The sequence below is a fragment of the Elstera litoralis genome, assembly GCF_000963705.1.
In the GTDB taxonomy this organism is placed as follows: Bacteria; Pseudomonadota; Alphaproteobacteria; order Elsterales; family Elsteraceae; genus Elstera; species Elstera litoralis.
The window spans coordinates 1-2,743 of sequence record NZ_LAJY01000246.1 but is presented as its reverse complement, the minus strand read 5'-3'; the positions used below and the strand labels follow the sequence as shown (position 1 = coordinate 2,743).

The window sequence follows — 2,743 nt, the reverse complement described above, 5'->3', positions numbered from 1 at the left end:
ACTCGGCAATCGAAAATGTCCGAAGCGATTGGAGGGGCGCAACCCAGCCCATCGGCTGTGCTTCCGGGGATACGGCGTTAGGAAGGTTCTTAAGGTTCGGTAACGGCGTTTCCATGTAACATACCCTAGCTGATTCGGCCCAAAACTAAAATTACGCGAGGCGCCAGCCAGAAGACCGAACCCATCGCACTAACCCATACAATGATAGTCTTGGGCGCGGCGAGGGGCAAGAATCAGTTGAGGCTGGTGCCGTTTGAGGATCCCAAAGCCGTTACTGATTGCCGCCCTCGCTCCAACGGATGAACCGGCCCGTTTGAATGGCGCGGGGCAGCATATGCTCGAACTCGAAGCGCCGGGGTATTGCCGCGTCGGCATCTTTCGGCCAATTGTCCAGCATCTCTTTGAGGCGCGGCAGGTCCAGCATCTCGGCGGCGAGCGGGACGCGCGCTAAACGTTCTACTTCAGCTAAGAAACTCTCGCGCTGGGCCGAAATCCGCGCGAACCACTCTGGGTTCTGCTGGCCGATCTTCCGTTCATTGACAATCCGCGATGGAAGCCGATTAGCAAGCGTCCGGCGCATCAAACTGCGCGTTTGCCCGCCCCACAAATATTGATCGCGTGGAATGCCGATGCAGAAATCGACAAGGTCGGCGTCGGCATAAGGGTCGCGCTGCTCAAGCCCATAATAGGCGCGCAGAGCAAGCCACATTTCCAGGTTCCGAGTACGGCGATTATGGAGGAAATTGGCTTGCATCTCGCGGCTACTGGCTTGGTGCAAAAACATCCCATCCTCGCCCGCCGCCCAAAGCGCTTCATTAAAACCGATTTTTTTTCCAAACTCAGGGCGCATCGCGGTGATGCGTGCCCAAGGCTCCTGCCCCGGATGCCGGAGTCGCCACTGGGAGTCGCGCAGTTTTGGCGGTAGGGCCGTTAGCAGGATGTGGTACTTCATTATATCTTTGAGGGACCGACCGATAAAACGTATCGCCGGTATCGCTAGCGTCAGTAGTTTATCGATGCGCCCGCTCCGGGCGAAATCGCTCATCGTGCGAAGCCCGTCGAAACTCAGCGCCATATTACCCATTGACCCCATCAGCACGACGTCATGCCCATCGGCGCGGGCGGCGCGGTAGGTCGGGTCGAACCAACCAAAATGGTTGCCCCCGAAAAAATTCCGCCCGCCCGCAACGAAGAACGGCGTAGGATCTTCTTCGAACCCAGCGGGACCGGCGGAACTGTAAAAGCCTGGGCGGATGTTAGGGTATTGGGCCGCAAGCGCCTCAACGCTTGCTTGTTCGCTGTTATACCAACCCTTACGCCCTTCGATATACTGGCCGGGGTGGGGTATCGCTGTGTAGGTTTGCACTTCGCCTGGAGCGCTCTGTATCGCAGCGGAGGCCGCCACCGCCGGACTATCGAGCCCGCCCGAAACCAGAACGCCGGGCGTGCGCCGCCCGCGCAACCGCACTTTTACCGAACGGTCAAGAAGTTCCAGCGCCGCTTCGGCATAGTCTTCGGGTTTGCGGAACTTTACACGGTGGCGTGGGTTGGGGCGCCAAAAGGCGCGCTCCTGCACTCCCTGCTGCGTCACGCTGAGATGGGTGCCCGGCGGCACTAAGTGAATATCTTTATAATGTGTCTTAGCGGGATCGGCTATGTGAACGGAAAAATTCATAGCCAGTTCCAGCGGGTCGAGTACTTTGGGGACGCTGGGAAACTGGTGCAGGGCGCTCAGGATTGTGGCGAACCAAAAGCCGTTCGGGCGCGCATGCCAATAGGCGATGCGCATCGCCATGGCGGAGACGACAAGATCGACTCTGCGTTTTTGCGGGTCCCACACGGCAAAAGTATAGTCGCCCTTCAGGCGTTGAAGATTTTCAAACCCGTAGCGCTCTACCCAACCCGAAACGATTTCTGAGTCGGTAGACTCAGGGGGAATACCTAAGTCCGCCCTAACCTGAGCGGGCTCGAACAGATAACCGCTGAACAGAACAACCCTGCCCGCCGAATCGGCAATTGGTTGGCGTTCCCTTAGATCTTCGTCGGTAACAAATCGCTGAGCAAGCCCGAGGGCTGCCACATCATCCGACCAAGTTTTGGGTTTCCCCAGCCCTGCGTCAAAAAAAGCGGCCCCGGCGCGCGCGCGGTCTTGCTGAGTAAGAATCTCCGTCTCAAACGCAATATAACCCCGGAAATGCGTCATAAGAATACCGCCTGAGGTGCAAGTTTTATGTGAGAAACGGTTTAATTGAGCAGTAGGGACGTGCCACTGTCGGGTTATCGCTTGGTCGAGAGTTTATTTTCTAGATCACGATTTTGGTGTGATTGCTACAGGGAAACCCGCCCCCGGAGAGGTTTGTGAGCAGCACGATTGAAACGACGTTGAATGCGCCGAAGTTACGACAGCGCCGTCGGCGTACCGTCGGAGCCCGGGTTGCCCTCGAACTGCGTGAATTCGGCAACTGAGAACGTCTTAATGGCCTTGAGCGGCGCAACCCAAGCTGCCGTGCGCGTTTCGGGGGCGGCTGCGTTCGACACGCTCTCGGTGGTATTGTGCTGCTGTTCCATTTGGCTCACCCAAATTCATTTACCGCTCAAGCATCACAGCGAAGGGAGGCGCATTGCCACGCCTCCAAGCCGCAATTCAGGTCACATATTACTCTGTTGTCGCCCAAAGAACAAGTACACGCCCAGATTGACGGAGGATGGCCCCCGTGCCTGCACATGCAACTTATTTTAGAGT

2 protein-coding genes are annotated in these 2,743 nt (G+C 57.3%); both read right to left on the bottom strand.

Features of this window, described 5'->3' with window-relative positions:
- Positions 1-271: 271 nt before the first annotated feature.
- Positions 272-2,203 carry an asparagine synthase-related protein gene (locus VZ95_RS10375; protein WP_045775773.1) on the bottom strand — a complete coding sequence of 644 codons (1,932 nt, stop codon included), beginning with the start codon at positions 2,201-2,203 and terminating at the stop codon, positions 272-274.
- A gap of 194 nt (positions 2,204-2,397) precedes the next feature.
- Positions 2,398-2,577, bottom strand: a complete 180-nt coding sequence (locus VZ95_RS24050; RefSeq protein WP_156995230.1) for a hypothetical protein — start codon at positions 2,575-2,577, stop codon at positions 2,398-2,400.
- Positions 2,578-2,743: the final 166 nt, after the last annotated feature.